This window comes from Hafnia alvei (assembly GCF_900095695.1).
Lineage (GTDB): Bacteria > Pseudomonadota > Gammaproteobacteria > Enterobacterales > Enterobacteriaceae > Hafnia > Hafnia alvei_B.
Window position 1 is genome coordinate 75,639 of record NZ_FMIQ01000006.1, and the last position, 16,804, is coordinate 92,442.

The 16,804-nt window shown below is 50.6% G+C and carries 18 protein-coding genes; 17 read left to right on the forward strand and 1 reads right to left on the reverse strand.

Features of this window, described 5'->3' with window-relative positions; translation table 11 throughout:
* Positions 1-4 precede the first annotated feature (4 nt).
* The 10 genes from BN1044_RS01800 (at position 5) to cobS (ending at position 7,799) form a co-directional block, all read left to right on the forward strand.
* The gene (locus BN1044_RS01800) at positions 5-574 is read left to right on the forward strand and encodes a decarboxylating cobalt-precorrin-6B (C(15))-methyltransferase (RefSeq protein ID WP_072307309.1); all 570 of its coding nucleotides are present in this window, start codon (positions 5-7) and stop codon (positions 572-574) included.
* On the forward strand, positions 567-1,340 hold the full coding sequence (locus tag BN1044_RS01805; RefSeq protein ID WP_072307310.1) for a cobalt-precorrin-4 methyltransferase: 774 nt from the start codon (positions 567-569) through the stop codon (positions 1,338-1,340). Before BN1044_RS01800 ends, BN1044_RS01805 begins: the two co-directional genes overlap by 8 nt.
* Before the next feature lie 36 nt (positions 1,341-1,376).
* Complete coding sequence (locus tag BN1044_RS01810) at positions 1,377-2,102, forward strand: precorrin-3B C(17)-methyltransferase (RefSeq protein ID WP_072307311.1); 726 nt, start codon at positions 1,377-1,379, stop codon at positions 2,100-2,102.
* Positions 2,103-2,238: 136 nt separating this feature from the next.
* The gene (locus BN1044_RS01815) at positions 2,239-2,952 is read left to right on the forward strand and encodes a cobalt-factor II C(20)-methyltransferase (protein ID WP_072307607.1); all 714 of its coding nucleotides are present in this window, start codon (positions 2,239-2,241) and stop codon (positions 2,950-2,952) included.
* A 3-nt stretch (positions 2,953-2,955) separates the two neighbouring features.
* Positions 2,956-3,693 carry a cobalt ECF transporter S component CbiM gene (cbiM, locus tag BN1044_RS01820; RefSeq protein WP_072307312.1) on the forward strand — a complete coding sequence of 246 codons (738 nt, stop codon included), beginning with the start codon at positions 2,956-2,958 and terminating at the stop codon, positions 3,691-3,693.
* Positions 3,690-3,971: an energy-coupling factor ABC transporter substrate-binding protein gene (locus BN1044_RS01825; RefSeq protein WP_072307313.1), complete on the forward strand. Its 282-nt coding sequence runs from the start codon at positions 3,690-3,692 to the stop codon at positions 3,969-3,971. The genes cbiM and BN1044_RS01825 overlap by 4 nt, the downstream gene beginning before the upstream one ends.
* Entirely contained in the window at positions 3,958-4,635 is a 678-nt protein-coding gene (locus tag BN1044_RS01830) for an energy-coupling factor ABC transporter transmembrane protein (RefSeq protein WP_072307314.1), read from the forward strand. Before BN1044_RS01825 ends, BN1044_RS01830 begins: the two co-directional genes overlap by 14 nt.
* Positions 4,636-4,637: 2 nt before the next feature.
* On the forward strand, positions 4,638-5,483 hold the full coding sequence (locus tag BN1044_RS01835) for an ATP-binding cassette domain-containing protein (protein WP_072307608.1): 846 nt from the start codon (positions 4,638-4,640) through the stop codon (positions 5,481-5,483).
* Positions 5,480-7,015: a cobyric acid synthase gene (locus BN1044_RS01840; RefSeq protein WP_072307315.1), complete on the forward strand. Its 1,536-nt coding sequence runs from the start codon at positions 5,480-5,482 to the stop codon at positions 7,013-7,015. The genes BN1044_RS01835 and BN1044_RS01840 overlap by 4 nt, the downstream gene beginning before the upstream one ends.
* A 25-nt stretch (positions 7,016-7,040) precedes the next feature.
* Entirely contained in the window at positions 7,041-7,799 is a 759-nt protein-coding gene (cobS, locus tag BN1044_RS01845; protein ID WP_072307316.1) for an adenosylcobinamide-GDP ribazoletransferase, read from the forward strand.
* A 32-nt stretch (positions 7,800-7,831) separates the two neighbouring features.
* On the opposite strand, the gene BN1044_RS23520 is transcribed toward cobS, so the two are convergent.
* Positions 7,832-7,969 (reverse strand): hypothetical protein, encoded by a 138-nt coding sequence (locus BN1044_RS23520; protein WP_168780339.1) that lies wholly within the window; start codon positions 7,967-7,969, stop codon positions 7,832-7,834.
* A 102-nt stretch (positions 7,970-8,071) separates the two neighbouring features.
* Here BN1044_RS23520 and cobT point away from each other — a divergent pair, with 102 nt between their 5' ends.
* The 7 genes from cobT to tssC all read left to right on the forward strand — a co-directional run bounded on the left by cobT (position 8,072) and on the right by tssC (position 16,793).
* Entirely contained in the window at positions 8,072-9,136 is a 1,065-nt protein-coding gene (gene cobT / locus BN1044_RS01850) for a nicotinate-nucleotide--dimethylbenzimidazole phosphoribosyltransferase (RefSeq protein ID WP_072307317.1), read from the forward strand.
* Positions 9,137-9,168: 32 nt separating this feature from the next.
* Positions 9,169-10,092, forward strand: a complete 924-nt coding sequence (locus tag BN1044_RS01855; RefSeq protein WP_072307318.1) for a LysR substrate-binding domain-containing protein — start codon at positions 9,169-9,171, stop codon at positions 10,090-10,092.
* Between the two features lie 155 nt (positions 10,093-10,247).
* The gene (locus BN1044_RS01860; protein WP_072307319.1) at positions 10,248-11,894 is read left to right on the forward strand and encodes a fumarate hydratase; all 1,647 of its coding nucleotides are present in this window, start codon (positions 10,248-10,250) and stop codon (positions 11,892-11,894) included.
* Between the two features lie 17 nt (positions 11,895-11,911).
* Positions 11,912-12,502: a cob(I)yrinic acid a,c-diamide adenosyltransferase gene (cobO, locus tag BN1044_RS01865; protein ID WP_072307320.1), complete on the forward strand. Its 591-nt coding sequence runs from the start codon at positions 11,912-11,914 to the stop codon at positions 12,500-12,502.
* A 609-nt stretch (positions 12,503-13,111) separates the two neighbouring features.
* On the forward strand, positions 13,112-13,756 hold the full coding sequence (locus tag BN1044_RS01870; protein WP_072307321.1) for a hypothetical protein: 645 nt from the start codon (positions 13,112-13,114) through the stop codon (positions 13,754-13,756).
* A gap of 957 nt (positions 13,757-14,713) precedes the next feature.
* The gene (tssB, locus tag BN1044_RS01875; RefSeq protein ID WP_025802730.1) at positions 14,714-15,214 is read left to right on the forward strand and encodes a type VI secretion system contractile sheath small subunit; all 501 of its coding nucleotides are present in this window, start codon (positions 14,714-14,716) and stop codon (positions 15,212-15,214) included.
* Between the two features lie 25 nt (positions 15,215-15,239).
* Positions 15,240-16,793 carry a type VI secretion system contractile sheath large subunit gene (gene tssC / locus BN1044_RS01880; protein ID WP_072307322.1) on the forward strand — a complete coding sequence of 518 codons (1,554 nt, stop codon included), beginning with the start codon at positions 15,240-15,242 and terminating at the stop codon, positions 16,791-16,793.
* Positions 16,794-16,804 lie beyond the last annotated feature (11 nt).

Genomic DNA, 16,804 nt, shown 5'->3' on the forward strand with positions numbered 1-16,804 from the left:
GTTGATGAAAGATGAATTATTTATCCGCGAGCGCGGTGTGCCAATGACGAAAGAGGCGGTGAGATTACTCGCGCTAGAAAGGCTCGAGCTGGCTGAGGCTCGCCGTTTTGTCGACGTGGGCGCGGGAACGGGCAGCATAAGTTTAGAGGCCGCTCTACGTTATCCGGATCTAGACGTCATCGCCATTGAACGTAACGTGGATGCGCTGGATCTCATCGCGATAAATAGCCAACGCTTTGGCTGCGGCAATCTGCGCATTTTGGCCGGTACCGCGCCGATGGCATTAAACGAGAGGGTTGATGCCGTCTTCATTGGCGGCAGCGGCGGAATGCTGCGGGAGCTGATTGACTGGGCGCTGGAGCGCTTAACGCCGGATGGCCGTTTAGTGATGAGCTTCATTTTATTAGAAAACCTCTCACTGGCACTTTCCTATCTGCAGCAGCGATCGGTCGCAGACCTCGATTGCCGTGAGATTCAGGTGAATACGCTAACGCCGCTGGGACAAGGTCACTATTTCAAACCAAATAATTTCTCTTACCTCATTTCTTGCCGCAAGGAGAAGGGCTGTGCCTGAACGTTTTGATACCCAAAAAGTATGGTTTGTTGGTGCCGGACCCGGTGATAAATCGCTGATAACCCTCAAAGGCTACCGACTGTTGCAACAGGCGCAGGTGGTGATTTATGCCGGATCTCTGATCAATACCGAACTGCTGGAATATTGCCCAGCCGAGGCACAATGCCATGACAGCGCAGGGCTCACCTTAGAACAAATAACCAACCTAATGCTGGCGGGCGTTAGCGCCGGAAAGCTGGTGGTGCGTTTACAGACCGGCGATCTCTCTTTGTATGGATCTATTCGTGAACAGGGCGAGGTGCTGAGCCAACACGGGGTTGGCTTTGTCTCAGTGCCGGGCGTCAGCTCATTTTTAGGCGCCGCCGCTCAGCTTGGCGTGGAGTATACCGTACCCGAGATCGCGCAAAGTCTGATTATCACGCGCATTGAAGGGCGCACGCCGATGCCGCCGAAGGAAACGCTTCAGGCTTTTGCACGTCACCAAACGTCGATGGCGATTTTCCTTTCTGTGCAAAACATTAGCGGCGTTGTCAGCCAGCTGTTTGCGGGAGGTTATCCCCTCGATACGCCGGTGGCGGTGGTCTACAAAGCCACTTGGGCAGACAGCCAAACCGTGCGCGGCACGCTGGCCGATATCTCAGAGAAGGTCAATAACGCCGGGATTGGCAAAACGGCGCTGATCTTAGTCGGCGCTTTTCTCGGTGACCAGTTCCACTATTCAAAACTCTACGATGCCGATTTCAGCCACGAATATCGTCAGGCTTAACAGCATGATCCTCATGATGACAGGAGTAACAACGGCATGTTGAGCGTAATAGGCATAGGTCCGGGCAGCGAAGCGATGATGACCCAAGAAGCTATCGCTGCCTTGCAAGAGGCCGATATCGTGGTGGGGTACAAAACCTACACCCATTTAGTCAAAAAGTGGACCGCCGACAAAGAGGTGATCAAAACCGGCATGTGCAAAGAGATCGAACGCTGCCAGATAGCTATCGATCTTGCCGAGCAGGGAAAAAATGTTGCCATGGTATGCAGCGGTGATGCCGGCATTTATGGCATGGCGGGTCTAATTTTGGAACTTGTCAGCAAACAACGCCGGAATGTCCAAGTGCGCGTGGTTTCCGGCATCACGGCCAGTATCGCCAGCGCCGCGCTGCTCGGAGCGCCGCTGATGCATGATTTTTGCCATATCAGCCTCAGTGATTTACTCACCCCGTGGCCGGTGATTGAGAAACGAATTATCGCCGCGGCGCAGGCCGATTTCGTCATCTGTTTCTATAACCCCCGCAGCCACGGGCGCGAGGGGCATCTCGCCAAGGCTTTTGAGCTGATGACGCCGTGGAAAACGGATACCACTCCGGTGGGGGTCGTGAAGGCAGCAGGACGGAAAAAGCAGGAGAAATGGGTCACTACCTTTAGCCAAATGGATTTCTCACAGGTGGATATGACCAGTCTGGTGATCGTCGGCAATCAGTCAACCTATCTGAGTGATGGATTGATGATTACGCCGCGCGGGTACGTTATCTAGCGCGGCGCAGGTTGTTATCAAGATGAACAGACACCCGCTAAAAAAGGACATCTCTTATGAAACCAATAAGTTCGGTTATGCACGCGCGGCGCTACCAGCCCGTTGCACTGACGCAACGTTGTGCGGCGGTGGCGTTATGACCGGCAAGCTATACGCCATCGGCGTCGGCCCCGGCGCAAGCGATCTGATTACCGTTCGCGGGGCGCGCACGCTTGCGCAGCTTGATGTGCTCTACACCCCTGCAGGGAAAGCCGATGCGCAGAGTTTAGCGCACCGCATTGTGGCCGAGTACCTCTCCCCAAACACCGAAATACGCACCTATCACTTCCTGATGAAAGCCGAACAGGCGCGAAAAGAGGCGGTTTGGGATCGGGTTGCCGACGCCATGCAGCGAGAAGTCGCGCAGGGCAAACAGGTTGGGTTTATCACGCTGGGCGACGCCATGCTTTTTAGCACCTGGGTATCACTGCTGGCGCGTATTGGACACCAACCGTGGCTGGAGATTATTCCCGGCGTGACGTCTTTCGCCGCGATTGCCGCCAGCAGCGCGATGCCGCTGGCGATGGAGAATCAAACGCTGGCCGTACTCTCGTGCACGTCGCCGGAAAACGAGCTGGAACAGGCTTTACGCACCCATGACTGCGTGGTGCTGATGAAGGTGTATGGCCGCTTCACCACGATACGTACTTTACTCGGGCGAATGGGGTTACTCGACCACGCCATCATGATGTCTGACGCCACGCTGCCCACACAGCAATGCTGGTATCACCTTGATGAGTGCGACCGACAGCTCGAACTGCCTTATTTTTCAACCATCTTAGTGAATAAAAATTGGAATGCTTCGAGGTAAGTCATGCAAAAGAGCTTAGAGAAATTTTCACTAACCGGCTTTGTCATTGCGGTGTTGTTGATTTTAGCGCCCCAAGAGGCGTTCGCGATGCACATCATGGAAGGCTTCTTACCGCCGATGTGGGCCATTGGCTGGTGGTTGATTTTCCTGCCATTTTTAGCGGCCGGAATAGTTCGGCTACGCCATATTGTGCAACAAGACAGTAACCAAAAGGTCCTGTTGGCGCTGTGCTGCGCCTTTATCTTTGTGCTGTCGGCGCTAAAAATCCCTTCTGTTACAGGCAGCTGCTCACATCCAACCGGCGTTGCGCTGGCGGTGATCCTATTTGGCCCGTCGGTGGTTGCCGTGATGGGCGCCATTGTTCTGCTGTTCCAAGCGCTGATGCTGGCACACGGCGGAGTCACCACGCTGGGCGCAAACGCCATGTCGATGGCGGTCATTGGCCCGATGGTGGGATATCTCATCTGGCGAATTTCATGCAAAGCGGGGCTGCGCAAAGACGTGGGCGTTTTCCTCTGTGCCTTCTTTGCCGATCTTGTGACCTACGCGGTGACTTCGATTCAGTTAGGCGTAGCGTTCCCCGATCCGCAGCTAGGCATGACGGCGGCGATATTGAAATTTATGGGGATCTTCTGCTTCACGCAGGTTCCGATTGCCATCGCTGAAGGCCTGTTAACCGTTCTTATCTATGACCAGTTGGTGAAAAGACGCTTAGTCCACGCATGGAGTTTCTCACAATGAAGAGAACATACATCTTGATCGCGTTGGTGATTGCATTATTTATCATGCCGTTTTTTATCGATCACGGCGGGGAATATGGCGGCTCAGACGATCAGGCCGAAGCACAAATCTTACAGATTGCCCCGCACTATCAGCCTTGGTTTGAGTCGATTTATGAACCGGCAAGCGGCGAGATTGAAAGCCTGCTTTTCACCTTACAAGGGTGTCTGGGAACGGCGGTGATCTTCTACGTCTTGGGCTATTACCGTCGTGGCCGCAACGAAAATGCTGAATCTTGAAACTCTGAGCTATCAGAGCCGCTGGTGCCATAAAGATCCGCGCATCAAGTTCGCGATGTACGTGGTGTTTATGGCACTAGCCATGGTTTTACCGCCGTTAGGGCAGATTGGCGTGCTGTGTGGACTGGCTGTTCTGACCTGCTATTTATTGCATATTAGCGTGCTCCGCTACCTGAAATGGCTGCTGATCCCCATTGGTTTTCTGTGCGTAGGCGTTCTCGCGATAGTGCTAACGGGGACGCAGCATCCAGAAACGCTGCTGTGGGGGTATCCGGTCGCAGGCTATTGGTGGGGAATTGATGCCTTAGGCATACAGACCGCTAATCAGACGTTCTGGCGCAGCCTCGCGTCATTGGCCGCCACCTTTTGGTTCATGTTGAACATGCCGTTTGAACAGCTGATTAAGCTGCTGAAGTTTTGCCGCGTGCCGCATCTGTTAATTGAACAAATATTGCTGACGTGGCGGTTCATTTTCATTTTTGTTGAAGAGGCGGCGGCGATCCACAACGCTCAGACGCTGCGCTTTGGTTACTGCTCTTTGGGAAGCAGCTATCGGTCTTTGGCCATGCTGGTTTCGATGCTGTTTTCTCGCGTGCTGAGCCGCTACCAGCAAATGTCTGTGGCGCTCGAACTCAAGCTTTATCAGGGTGATTTTCATCTATGAGTATGCAAACGGACACCAAACCTCATATCGACGGTGGATTAGCCACGCGCACGCTGTGTTTTAGCTATCAAGATAAGCCGGTTTTAAAGCACCTAACGTTAGATTTTAGCCACTTCAACGTCACCGGCATTATCGGCGCGAACGGCAGTGGAAAATCAACGCTGTTTATGAATCTCTCCGGTATTTATCAGCCCCAAGAGGGCGAGGTGTGGTGGGACGATGAGCCGTTGGTCTACAGCAAAAAGGGCCTTCGAGCGCTACGCCAAAGCGTGGTGACGGTGTTTCAAGATCCTGACCAGCAGATTTTCTACAGCGATGTAGAAAATGATATTGCCTTCAGCCTGCGCAATCTGGGTATTGAGGAAGCGGAGATTAAGCGCCGTACCGACTGGGCTTTGCGCTTGGTTGACGCTCAACATTTTCGCCATACGCCGGTTCAATGCTTGAGCTTCGGGCAGAAAAAAAGGGTGGCAATTGCCGGAGCGCTGGTCATGCAATCGGACTATTTACTCTTGGATGAACCGACTGCCGGACTCGATCCGTCGGGGCGACGCAAGATGTTGGAGATCATTGAGCAGATCGTGGCGCAGGGCAAACGCATCATTATTTCGAGCCACGATATCGATCTCATCTATCAAATCTGTGACGGACTGTACCTACTATCGGATGGCGAAGTGCTGAGTTCCGGCTCGCCGCAGGAGGTTTTGGTGAATAAAACGCTGCTGGAAAGTGCGGGTTTAGAACAGCCTTGGCTGGTGAAACTGCACTGCGAGGCGGGTTTGCCGCTGTGCAAAACCGAACAGGAAATGATTGCGGTGCTGCGGCACTGGAAGGAGAAACAAGAATGAGCATTTCACTCATGGTTCAGGGTACCGCCTCCGACGTGGGAAAGAGCGTTTTAGTTGCCGGATTTTGCCGGATTTTTATGCAGGATGGCTATCGCTGTAAACCGTTCAAATCGCAGAATATGGCGTTGAATTCAGGGATTACCGCGCAGGGCGATGAAATGGGCCGAGCGCAGATTTTTCAGGCGCAGGCGGCGGGAGTTGCGCCCGATGTACGGATGAATCCGGTGCTGCTCAAGCCGACGAGCGATCGCAAAGCGCAGGTTATTGTGATGGGAAAAGTCGCCTGTCACATGGATGCCGTGGAATACCACCACTATAAACCTCAGCTACAGCAGCAGATTCGAACCGTCTATCAACAGCTGGCGAGCGAATCCGACATCATGGTGCTGGAAGGGGCGGGCAGCCCGGCAGAAATCAATCTGCGCGATCGAGACATTGTGAATATGGGCATGGCTGAGGCCGCTGGCGCACCGGTATTGCTGGTGGCAGATATCGACCGTGGCGGAGTATTTGCTTCTATTTATGGCACCTTAGCGTTGCTCAAACCGGAAGAAAGGGCGCGAGTTATTGGCGTCATCATCAATAAATTTCGCGGTGATATCACGCTGTTGCAGCCCGGCATTAAGCAAATTGAAGCGCTGACTCAGGTTCCGGTTCTCGGCGTTCTACCTTGGTTATCGCTGGATCTGGAAGATGAAGACGGCGTGGCGCTGCAGGTCGGGAAATATTCCTCCGCCAAAGAAGCCGATCTCGACGTGGTGGTGATTCAGTTTCCGCACATCGCCAACTTCACCGATTTTAATCCGCTCTCGGTGCAGCCAGATGTGCGCCTGCGCTACGCCGTCGACCCACAGGAAATCATGGGCGCGGATCTGATTATCTTGCCGGGCAGCAAAAATACGCTCGGCGATCTTAGTTGGCTAAAAGCGAAAAGGCTGGATCGCGCGATTAAAAAAGCCCACGGCGCAGGCACCGCAATTATGGGGATCTGCGGTGGTTATCAAATGCTGGGTAATCAGATTTTCGATGAGGTGGAGTCGGGCCTAAGCCATATGTGCGGTTTAGGTTTGCTGGACGTGGATACCTGTTTTGAACCGAGTAAAAAAACCGCGCAGGTGGCTGGCGTTTCAGGCTCCCACCTTAACGGTCTGTTAGCTCAATGCTGTGACCAACCCCTGACGGGCTACGAAATCCATATGGGGGTTTCCACGCTGGGTGAAAATGCCCGTCCGTTTGCGCATATGCAGGTTAAGAATGGTCAGGCGCAGCAGTGGCTCGACGGGGCGCTAAATCACGATGGCAGCGTAGCAGGCAGCTATTTGCATGGCCTGTTTGAACAAAATCGGTTCACCCGATCGCTGCTTAATCAGCTAAGGCAGAAAAAAGGTCTGACGCCGCTAGACAGCGAAAACTTTGACTATGCGCATCACAAAGAGACGCAGTTTGACGCGTTGGCATCCAACATGCGGGTGCATTTGGATATCGACCGCATCTATGCCTTGATGCGCCAGCATCAGGAACCACAGCGATGAGTCAGGCTTGCAGGAGCAACATCTAATGACGCTAACGATGTTCTGGGCCACGGTGCAATTCATTACTCGTTTGCCGGTGCCAAGCCGCTGGGCGCAGGGGGTAGATTTTCAGCAATACGGGCGTGGCGTTCCAGCATTTCCCATCGTGGGGCTGATGGTGGGAATGCTAGCCGCTGCGGTTTCGCTGGCTATCAGCCAATCAGGCGGCGGTATTTTTATTGGCGCGTTGGGTTACGTGTTTGCGTTGACGTTGCTGACCGGCGGTTTTCATCTGGATGGATTAGCCGACACCTGCGATGGCATTTTCTCTGCCCGCCAACGCGAGCGAATGCTGGAAATTATGCGAGATAGCCGGCTTGGAACCTACGGAGGCCTCGCGCTGATTTTCTGCGTGGTAACGAAAACGCTGGCGGTGGTGTCGCTTTCCGATTCATCGCCATGGGTATTATTCGGCTTTTTAAGCTGCGCCTGCGTGGCGGGGCGAACCGCGATGGTATTGGTGATGTATGGGCAGCGCTACGCCCGCCAAGGCGACGGCATGGGCAATATTTATATCGGTAAAATATCGCGTTTTGAGGCAGCGACGACGTTAGTCATCGGCTGTTTGCTGGTGGCAATACTGGGCGGTCGTCAGGCGCTGGCGGCGATGGCGATCACTTTCGTGGCTATTTACGCGCTGGCGGGTTATTTCCGCCATCACCTCGGTGGGCAAACCGGAGACACGCTGGGCGCAGCAGAAGAGATGGGCGAAATGATTTTCCTGTTAGCGCTGCTTTGGGTTTAGCACCACCACAACACCGGATAATAACCTGCGCCTTATGCGTAATGTCGTTCACTTAAGCCCGATTTTAGGGGGAACACACCGATGGGGTCGTAGCGGCGTAAGCCGCCGACAACTTTGCCTGGAGCAAAGTTGAACAACGCGGAAGCGTTGCCCTTTAGGGAGGAACACATGGATGTGTTCCGTAACCGCCCCGCGGTGTGGTAGACCCGTGTATCTCGATCTTTTAAACGAATCGGTATTACGCCTTATGCGCCACCATAACGAGAAAAAGCATGAACACATTGGACTCTATTATTCAAATGATCCGTCCCTTAGATCAGGGAAAAATGGCGCAGGCTGCGGGATATGTGGATGCGTTAGCCAAACCACCGGGAAGTCTGGGGCGCTTGGAGCAGCTGTCGATCCAGCTGTCAGGCATGTCGGGGATTGCGGATTTAGCCAATCTCAACAAAGAGATTATCGTGATGTGCGCCGATCACGGCGTGTTTGAGGAAGGGGTTGCCGTAACGCCTAAAAATGTCACGGCGATCCAGGCTCGAAACATGCAAAAGGGGCTTACCGGGGTGTGCGCGCTGGCCAAAAGTAGCAATACGCACGTGCTGCCGATCGATATTGGTATTGATGCCGATCCTATCGCCGATCTGCGTTCGCTGAAGCTGGCGCGCGGCTGTGGAAATATCGCTCGCGGGCCAGCAATGAGCTATCAGCAGGCAGAACAGTTGTTGATAGCCAGCGCAAATCTGGTGCAGGAGCGCGTGGCGCAGGGGATCTCGATCTTTGGCGTCGGCGAATTGGGCATTGCCAATACCACGCCGGCGTCGGCCATGATCAGCGTGCTGACCGACACCGACCCTCATGACGTCGTCGGTATCGGCGCGAACCTTCCACTGGCGCGAGTGGCACATAAAGAAAGCGTTGTGCGGCGGGCCATCGACGTTAATCAACCGCGTGCCGATGATGCCGTAGATGTGCTGGCTAAAATCGGTGGCTTTGATTTAGTCGGGATGACCGGGGTGATCCTTGGCGCCGCCGCCGCCGGAGTACCGGTGGTGCTGGATGGTTTTCTCTCTTATGCGTCGGCGCTTGCCGCGTACCGTCTGGCGCCACAGGTGCGAGATTACTGCATTCCCTCTCATTTTTCGGCTGAAAAAGGGGCAGGGGTGGCGCTGAAGCATCTCGACCTTGTTCCGTATTTATATCTGGATCTGCGTTTGGGGGAAGGCAGCGGCGCCGCAGTGGCTATGTCAGTGATTAGCGCCGCCTGCGCCATGTATTGCGATATGGGCCAGCAAACGAGCAGTGGTTTTACTTTGCCGCCGTCGCCGTTACGTAACTGATTTTTAAATTATGAATTAATGGGTGTATCAAAATGCGCTGTAAAATTCCTAAGACCGATCTATTAGTGACGTTTGAAGCCGTGGCTCAGTATGAAAGCTACACGCGTGCTGCAGAGAAATTAGCGTTAACACAGAGTGCGGTATTCCGTCAGATAACCGCATTAGAAGAATTTCTTAACGTGTCTTTATTCCATCATGTGCGTAAGCGCATTTTTCTTAACGACGCAGGCCGTTATTATCTCGACCTCGTCAGAGATACGTTAGAGCAGATGGAGCGTGATACACAAAGTATTATGTCTTATCAGTCTACCCAGCAGATTTTAGAATTAGCGGTGACGCCGACGTTTAGCACGCACTGGCTTATTCCTAACCTCAGTGACTTTCATGAAAATAATCCAGAGATAGTGCTTAACTTAATTGCGTTAACCACACCGGCTGATTTTTTAAATCTACGCTATGACGCCGTGATTATGCGAGAAGACTTCTGTAGCCCCTGGGCCGAAAATGAACATTTATTTGAAGAGGAATTAGTTCCGGTCTGTAGCCGAATGCTGTGGCGTGATGATAAAGAAGTGATGCGCGCAGACCAGTTACTGGATGAGTATAGGCTATTACATCAGACTACACGTCTAGATTCGTGGCACGACTGGTTTGCGTTATCTGGCGTGAGTAGCCCGCAGGTGCGCATGGGGCCTCGCTTCGATCTGCTCTCTATGCTGATTTCTGCGGTGCGTTCTAATTTAGGCGTGGCGCTGCTGCCGCGCTTTGCGATTCATAAAGATCTTGAAAATGGCGATATGGTGATCCCGTGTGATTTACCGATGAGTACAGGTAATCACTTTATTTTAACCTATAAAGAAGGCAAACGAGGATTACGTAGTTTGCAGAAGTTTAGCCACTGGGTTCATGAAAAATCAAAGGATGAAGAGTTAAAGAAAACACGTATTCACGGTTAAGCATTATATGTTGAAAATTGAACATTTGATTTTTAATTTAATAAAATAATAATTGGAACTGCTTTTATATTTTCAATTTTCAACCAATCTTTTTTGTTGCGCCCATGGCTAGCAAGAACGCTTTGCCACTTTTTTCAATTTATTGAGTAAAAATAATGCATAAAAATGATTTTTTTTACCAAGAGATATTTCCTCTTTCTGAAGACGAAACGGAATATTACCTACTTACCGATAAATACGTTTCTACCTTCACGATTAATGGCAAGGAAGTGCTTAAAATAGAACCCGAGGCGTTAACGCTGGTTTCTCAACAGGCGTTTCATGATGCATCATTTTTCCTACGCCCCGCGCATCAGCAGCAGGTAGCGGCTATTTTGCAAGATCCACAGGCCAGTGAAAACGATAAATATGTCGCTTTACAACTCCTGCGTAATTCTGAAATCTCGGCCAAAGGCATTTTGCCCAACTGCCAAGATACGGGAACATCAACGATTGTTGCAAAGAAAGGCCAGTATGTTTGGACCGATACTGACGACGTTGAAGCGCTGTCGCGCGGCATTTTTAACACTTTCCGCCAAGACAATTTGCGCTATTCACAAAATGCGGCGTTGGATATGTACAACGAAGTGAATACCGCGACCAACCTGCCTGGGCAAATTGATATTTTTGCCACCACGGGCGCACAGTATTCATTCTTGTTCGTGAATAAAGGCGGCGGCTCAGCCAACAAAGCCGCGCTGTATCAGGAAACTAAAGCCATTCTTGAGCCGGAAAAACTAAAAGCATTTCTGATCGAAAAAATGAAAAGTTTGGGCACGGCAGCCTGCCCGCCGTATCACATAGCCTTTGTGATTGGGGGCTTATCGGCGGAACAAACGCTAAAAACCGCCAAGTTGGCCTCAACCAAATATTTCGATGCGCTGCCGGTGAGCGGCAATGAATATGGTCAGGCATTCCGCGATACGCACTTAGAACAGAGCTTGCTTGAGGCATCACGCGAGTTTGGCTTGGGGGCGCAGTTTGGCGGCAAATATTTTGCGCATGATGTGCGTGTGATTCGTTTGCCACGTCATGGTGGATCTTGCCCGATTGGCATGGCGATATCGTGCTCGTCCGATCGTAATATCAAAGCAAAAATCAATAAACAGGGGATCTGGCTGGAAAAATTAGAGCGCCATCCCGAACGCCTGATCCCGCAGGCGATGCGCCAGCAGCAAGAAGGGCAGGTGGTCAATATTGACCTCAGCCGCCCGATGGCGGAGATCCAGCTAGAGCTTTCACGCTATCCGGTTTCTACGCGTGTGTCGCTCAACGGGCCGTTGATTGTGGCGCGTGACATCGTGCATGCCAAGCTCAAAGAGCGCTTAGAACGGGGTGAACCGCTGCCGCAATACATGAAAGATCACCCCGTGTACTATGCGGGGCCGGCAAAAAAACCGGACGAGCATGTGTCAGGTTCCATGGGGCCAACCACCGGTGGGCGAATGGATAGCTACGTTGAACTTTTCCAATCTCACGGCGGAAGTTTAGTGATGCTCGCCAAAGGCAACCGTAGCCAGCAGGTAACCGACGCCTGCGCCCAGCATGGGGGCTTTTATCTGGGCAGTATTGGCGGCTCGGCGGCAATTCTGGCGCAGGAATATATTGAAAGCTTGGAGTGCCTTGAGTATCCCGAACTGGGCATGGAAGCGGTGTGGAAAATGAACGTCAAAAACTTCCCTGCGTTTATTTTGGTCGATGACAAAGGCCACTCATTCTTCGACCAGATTCAAATGAAGGCATGTGCAGGCTGTCAGAAATAGCCAACAGGAGCATCGTCATGAGTGAGGAACGCTATCAACAACGTCAACAACAGCTCAAAGAGCGCGTTGAACAGCGGGTTGCGGCAGCCACGAAACGCGGTGGGATCGTGATTGTTTTTACCGGTAATGGCAAAGGCAAAACCTCGGCGGCGTTCGGTACAGCGGCACGGGCAATCGGTCACGGCATGAAGGTGGGCGTGGTGCAATTTATCAAAGGAGAGTGGGAGAGCGGCGAGCGAAATCTACTCGAACGCGCCGGGGCTGAGTTTCATATTATGGCAACCGGTTTTACCTGGAATACCCAAGATAAGCTGTCGGATACCCAGGCTGCGGTGACGGCGTGGGAACAAGGCAAGCGCATGCTGGCCGATCCCACCTATGGGCTGGTTATCTTAGACGAACTGACCTACATGCTGACCTATGGCTATTTGCCACTCAATGAGGTGTTAACCGCGCTAGAAAATCGACCTGCTCAACAAAATGTGGTGATCACAGGAAGAGCCTGCCACCGTGAAATCATTGCGTTGGCAGATACGGTCAGTGAAATGCGGCCGGTGAAACACGCCTTTGACAGCGGTATTCAGGCACAGGCAGGTATTGATTGGTAATGCACGTTGAAAACGTCAGTAAAAGGCCACGCCGCTGGGCGTAGCCTTTTGCTGGCTATTAGAATCTTATTCCATTGAAATGGATTTCGCCGTGCAGGCAAAGTAGTGCGTCGCCCCCGCCAAAAAGAAATGTTCAAATTTTCCCCGCTTTGGCTACACAGTGACTATAGTCAATGTATGGCACGGCAATAAAGCAAGAGATTGGTTTGCTATCCCGCCTTGAAGCTGCTTGGCCTAGACTTTTCTTATAGTTTTGTTTATTCCCAAGAACTTTCTAAATAGTATTAAATTTTGTTTTTTATGGATGAAAAAAATAAATCCCTAACGCTTAGCATTGTTAATGTTGAGCAATTTATGCATGCAATTTATAAGGCTATTAACTTTTTAATTGTAAATCAATTAGATGCATTTTATTGGCAAGAATCAAAGATAGATTATGACGATCAATTGAGCGATTTTGATTGGTTGTGATTGATGCTGACGATCAATAGATCAGATTTGATCGAAATTGATTATCGAAATACCCATTGATAGAATGGGTGAATATTCTATCTTGTTAATGCGGTGTTGAGTGAATGCTTCGCTGAAGCACCCTGCTAGGGGGACATCATGGATGACATATTCTTATTCAGTCGCTCGCACATCATGCAGTCGGCTATCGCGAACATCACAGGATGTCGTTCAGCTTCTTCTCGAAACAGCCCCAACTTCAAGTTTCAAAATCCCATCCAAACTGCCGTAGCGGTGCTGATCATTCGGCCTAAACTACTGCTGGTTGATACGGTATTAACCTGCGACAGTGATATTCAGTATCTACTGCAGCGCTTGGCGGATGAGAGCTATCGCAGCCGTATCGTTCTGATCGTTGACAATAAAGACGCTCAGCTAGCGCGCCGCTACCCGCAAGATTTTCCTGAACTCAACATATCGTGCATCGGCAACCTACAAGCGCTATCTGACATCATTCAGAGCAGCTCACACGGGTATTTGGTGAATACGCTGTCTTCGCAAATTTATCTTGGCTTGCAAAAGCATATCTCCAATAAATTTGCGGCGTTATTGATGGACTGGGATGCGGCATGTTCGCAGGCGAAGCATAAGGGCAACGACTACAAAAACATTTTAAACAGACGCTCTTATCTCAAGAAGAAGCTGGGGCTCAAGAACAAAACAGAGATTGATCTTCTGATTGGCATGCTAAAAGAGCCCAATCGTCCCAATGAAACCGCTTCTCCTCTGCGTCAAAGCATTTAGACGCTAAGCCACTGCGCATTATGTCAATCGCAGCAACCTGAGATATCAGCCTCGCCGACCGCGGGGCTATTTTTTTGCCTCAAATTTTAATCTGCCTATTTTTTGATCTCTATTTTATCCCGCGCTTTGATGCATTTTATTTACTTCTAAGCTAAATATGCCAAACCCAGTGAAAAGGTCGCTATATGGGTCTGCAAACGGCGAAAGGTTATATAAATGACTTATCGATAATTCATAAGGTTGATATATACATCAGACATAAACGGAGAATACTCCTCTCAAGTAGAGTATTTCGGATTATCTGTACGGACAGCATGAAAACTCCTATTTTTAAACGTAGGCTAAATGGTTTGTAATTATTTATCACAGTTCTGTAAATAGTGGCAGATCTGCCGATTTATATGGACATATTGGTTATCTTCATCGAATTTAAACAAAGTCATTAATGCCGTTGACACTATTGATTTTGCCCATTCTATTCTGTTTTTATATTTTCATAGCAAAGTTCCTAGTGTGGCCTGATAACCATTTCTTCGTTCTCGCTATAGAGGAAATATCTTATTTTTACATTCTAATAAATGACTAGGATTAAGCCTGAGGCGATATGCCTTAAACCCTTGCAGCGCAAGGGGTATTGCTTTTTCTCGTAAGAAATATCTTACATTTCAACTAGATGATCTATGTCACAAAACGATCTTTTCGTTACATCCTGTAACAGTTAACCATTTCTTAATAGACGCTAAAACTTCTTAAACTCAGCCACGAGTATTTTGCTTACTCACCTTTCCTTATTAATTAAATATGTACTAGAAATACTAAATATCGCCAATCGATGAACGTTTTGACTACGCCGTTTATTCGCAATTAATCCACCTGTCAACGGTGCTTTAATTTAAGGCAGGGAATGTTTGTCACGACTGGCAGTTATCCTTAATTTTCAGTTGTAAGGGACAGTAAATGGCTTCATCAAGTTTCCAAAATGAAGTACCCAAGGCTCGCGTCAATATCAAATTGGATTTGCATACCGGTGGAGCTCAGAAGAAAGTTGAACTGCCGCTGAAATTACTGGTAATGGGCGACTACAGCAACGGTAAAGAACAACGTCCACTTTCAGAACGTAGCAAAATCGATATTAATAAAAATAACTTCAATAGCGTACTGGGTGAATTCCAGCCAAGTATTAAAATGGCGGTTCCAGATACCTTGGCCGGTGACGGCACAGATACCGCGGTATCTCTAACTTTCAACGATATGAAAGATTTCGAACCTGAACAGGTAGCTCGCCAGATCCCTCAGCTACGTGCTCTGCTCGCCATGCGCAACCTGCTACGCGATCTCAAATCAAACCTGCTCGACAACGCAACGTTCCGCCGTGAACTCGAAAATATTCTCAAAGACGACGCTTTGAGCGATGAACTGCGCGCGGAATTGGCGGCATTAGCGCCGCAAGACTGTTAATCACCGGGTTGGATAAGAGAAGGAAATGCTGATGTCTGTACAGGAAAAAAATGCGCAGGGTAATGCTACCGCTGTGCTGGAAAATGAAGCGCCTATCATGCAGGGCGTTTATGCGTCGCTGTTTGAAAAAATCAATCTCAGCCCGGTCTCATCGCTGACCGGTATTGAAATCTTCCAAAATAACGAAGGGCTAGCAGAAACCTCCGCCGACGAGCGTGTTACCGCCGCCGTGAGCGTGTTTTTAGATCTGCTGAAGCAGTCGGCGCAAAAAGTCGAAAAACTGGATAAAACCCTATTGGATGGCCATATTGCCGCATTGGATGCTCAGATTAGCAGTCAGCTAGATGCCGTGATGCACCACCCTGATTTCCAGCGCGTGGAATCCACATGGCGCGGTGTTAAGTCGCTGATTGACCAAACTGATTTCCGCCAGAACGTTCGTATTGAGCTGCTGGACGTAAGCAAAGATCATCTGGCGCAAGATTTTGAAGACGCCCCTGAAATTGCGCAAAGCGGCCTGTATTCCCATACCTACATTCAGGAATACGACACCCCAGGCGGTGAGCCGATTGCAGCCACTATCTCAAACTATGAGTTTGGTCGTGGCCCGCAGGATATCGCTTTGCTGCGCAATATCTCCAAAGTAGCCGCCGCTGCGCATATGCCGTTCATTGGTTCCGTTGGGCCAGCGTTCTTCGGCAAAGACACTATGGAAGAAGTGGCTGCTATCAAAGATATCGGTAACTACTTCGACCGTGCAGAGTACCTGAAGTGGAAATCTTTCCGTGAAAGCGACGATGCGCGCTACATCGGTTTGACGATGCCGCGCGTATTAGGCCGCTTGCCATATGGTCCAGACACCATCCCTGTGCGTAGTTTTAACTACGTGGAAGAGGTGAAGGGCCCGGATCACGAGAAATATCTGTGGACCAACGCCTCGTTTGCGTTCGCAGCCAACATGGTGAAAAGCTTCATCAACAACGGCTGGTGTGTGCAAATCCGTGGCCCACAGGCCGGCGGTGCCGTCACCGATCTGCCGATTCATCTCTACGATTTGGGCACCGGCAATCAGGTGAAAATCCCGTCAGAAGTGATGATCCCAGAAACCCGCGAGTTTGAATTCGCTAACTTGGGCTTTATCCCGCTGTCGTACTACAAAAACCGCGACTATGCGTGCTTCTTCTCGGCGAACTCCACCCAGAAACCGGCGTTGTATGAAACCCACGATGCTACGGCGAACAGCCGCATCAACGCGCGTCTGCCATACATCTTCCTGCTGTCGCGTATTGCGCACTATCTGAAACTGATCCAGCGCGAAAATATCGGTACCACCAAAGACCGCCGTTTGCTGGAGCTTGAGCTAAACAACTGGATCCGTGGATTGGTGACTGAAATGACCGATCCGGCAGATGATTTGCAGGCCTCTCATCCGCTGCGCGATGCCAAAGTGACCGTTGAAGATATCGACGATAACCCTGGTTTCTTCCGCGTGAAGCTGTTTGCTGTTCCGCATTTCCAAGTTGAAGGAATGGATGTGAACCTGTCTCTGGTTTCGCAGATGCCTAAAGCCAAAGCCTAATCGGGACCGAG

Excerpts from the sequence above, each read along its gene's own strand:
- BN1044_RS01870 (WP_072307321.1), top strand. The coding sequence starts at position 13,112 with ATGGATGACATATTCTTATTCAGTCGCTCGCACATCATGCAGTCGGCT.
- cbiM (WP_072307312.1), top strand. The coding sequence starts at position 2,956 with ATGCAAAAGAGCTTAGAGAAATTTTCACTAACCGGCTTTGTCATTGCG.
- cobS (WP_072307316.1), top strand. The coding sequence starts at position 7,041 with ATGACGCTAACGATGTTCTGGGCCACGGTGCAATTCATTACTCGTTTG.
- tssC (WP_072307322.1), top strand. The coding sequence starts at position 15,240 with ATGCTGATGTCTGTACAGGAAAAAAATGCGCAGGGTAATGCTACCGCT.
- BN1044_RS01860 (WP_072307319.1), top strand. The coding sequence starts at position 10,248 with ATGCATAAAAATGATTTTTTTTACCAAGAGATATTTCCTCTTTCTGAA.
- cobT (WP_072307317.1), top strand. The coding sequence starts at position 8,072 with ATGAACACATTGGACTCTATTATTCAAATGATCCGTCCCTTAGATCAG.
- BN1044_RS01855 (WP_072307318.1), top strand. The coding sequence starts at position 9,169 with ATGCGCTGTAAAATTCCTAAGACCGATCTATTAGTGACGTTTGAAGCC.
- BN1044_RS01840 (WP_072307315.1), top strand. The coding sequence starts at position 5,480 with ATGAGCATTTCACTCATGGTTCAGGGTACCGCCTCCGACGTGGGAAAG.
- BN1044_RS01800 (WP_072307309.1), top strand. The coding sequence starts at position 5 with ATGAAAGATGAATTATTTATCCGCGAGCGCGGTGTGCCAATGACGAAA.
- BN1044_RS01810 (WP_072307311.1), top strand. The coding sequence starts at position 1,377 with ATGTTGAGCGTAATAGGCATAGGTCCGGGCAGCGAAGCGATGATGACC.
- BN1044_RS01835 (WP_072307608.1), top strand. The coding sequence starts at position 4,638 with ATGCAAACGGACACCAAACCTCATATCGACGGTGGATTAGCCACGCGC.
- cobO (WP_072307320.1), top strand. The coding sequence starts at position 11,912 with ATGAGTGAGGAACGCTATCAACAACGTCAACAACAGCTCAAAGAGCGC.
- BN1044_RS01830 (WP_072307314.1), top strand. The coding sequence starts at position 3,958 with ATGCTGAATCTTGAAACTCTGAGCTATCAGAGCCGCTGGTGCCATAAA.
- tssB (WP_025802730.1), top strand. The coding sequence starts at position 14,714 with ATGGCTTCATCAAGTTTCCAAAATGAAGTACCCAAGGCTCGCGTCAAT.
- BN1044_RS01825 (WP_072307313.1), top strand. The coding sequence starts at position 3,690 with ATGAAGAGAACATACATCTTGATCGCGTTGGTGATTGCATTATTTATC.
- BN1044_RS23520 (WP_168780339.1), bottom strand. The coding sequence starts at position 7,969 with ATGTGTTCCTCCCTAAAGGGCAACGCTTCCGCGTTGTTCAACTTTGCT.
- BN1044_RS01815 (WP_072307607.1), top strand. The coding sequence starts at position 2,239 with ATGACCGGCAAGCTATACGCCATCGGCGTCGGCCCCGGCGCAAGCGAT.